General features: G+C 58.0%; 1 protein-coding gene. It reads right to left on the reverse strand.

Annotation, left to right across the window (positions count from 1 at the left end; all coding sequences use genetic code 11):
• Positions 1–63: 63 nt before the first annotated feature.
• A complete protein-coding gene (repC, locus tag AC1D1Z_RS37520; protein ID WP_130729924.1) occupies positions 64–1,185 on the reverse strand; it encodes a plasmid replication protein RepC in 1,122 nt (373 codons plus the stop codon).
• Between the last annotated feature and the right edge of the window lie 113 nt (positions 1,186–1,298).

Genomic DNA, 1,298 nt, shown 5'->3' on the forward strand with positions numbered 1-1,298 from the left:
GTGATATAGCATGCCTACGCGGCGCCATTTGCTATTGGTGAGAAATCAACAGGCGCGATCAGCCTACCTTTGCCGATGTGCGATTTTCATCTTGAAGATTTCCCTCGTGAGATCGACCTGACCGGCTTTGATCAATCGGACCATCGCACGGAAATAGCCGCCCGCGTTCTTGATCGGATCAGATCCTGGCGCTGGCCGCGTTTGCATCTGCACCACGTAAACGAGCGTGGCAGACGCACAGAGCGCCCCGATTTCACGGGTTGCTTCCTCCCAGCCGGACGCGGACACCCCAAAAGCGCCCCGCATGCGCGACACGCCCATAATCAGGTCTCGGTCGCTGCGCACGTCGCCTATAAACTCCATCGCATCGGGGCAAGCTGTCCCCAAATCGCCGGCGTTTAAGCTCACACTCGCCCGTTCCGGATCCTTCGGATTATCATTGCCGTTGTTACAAGACTCGTCAGGGGCATATTTGTTGTTGTCTTTGTGGCGGCATGATTTGCCGGCAGAGGCGGCATGAAATTTTCCTTCCGCCTCTTCCCTGATCGTGCGCCAGGCATCTCGGGCGTCGTCCGCCGATCCCGCTCCGGACCTGCGCGGTGTTACTCTGGTAAGCTCAAGGGCACGCGCTCTTAGCTCGCTGACGTCGATGCTCGGGAAAGTCTCTGCAAGTGTCTTGAGCGCCTCCTGCGCCGATCTGCGATGGATGGTGAGTTCGTCGAAGGCCGCTGACCGCTCGCGCTCTTTGTCTTCGATCACCTGGAGCTGATCGTGAAGCTCAGGCAGCCTTGCGAGAAGAGGGGAGAGATCGAAGCCATATGCCTTCACGATTTTGCCCCGCGATCGCTGAGCGAACCGTTTGCCATTCGGACTATCCTTCGCGCCGATCACTCCTACGTCGAGCAGCCGTTCAAGAGCATAGCGGACAGACCGCTCCGACATCCCTGTGCGCTCGACTAGGAATGCATTCGAGGGCCAGACGAGCATCCGGTTTTCAATCAGCTCTCCGCCGAAGACGCCGACAAGCTGGTCGAGGACGGACCTGCAGTTCGACGACAGTTTCAACACGCGGGCAGCCATGCGCGCTGCCTGATAAAGGTCTTGCTTGTCAGCTGTAGCTGGCTCTGCGGCCGATGATAGTATCGGCTTTAGAGCGCGCCAGCCGGACGACTGTGCGCTTCTCATAGTTATCCCTTTCACAGGGCAACGCTTCGCCGTTCGCCTCAAAGTAGGCGTTGACAAATCAGCGTGATTTGGGATAGCCAGAAGTGCATGTTAGCTCTGGTGTCCCAATGGTC

Source organism: Rhizobium sp. P1_E1, assembly GCF_056406015.1.

What these genes read in the sequence shown, in the direction of transcription:
- repC (WP_130729924.1), bottom strand. Translation starts at nt 1,185, where the DNA reads ATGAGAAGCGCACAGTCGTCCGGCTGGCGCGCTCTAAAGCCGATACTA.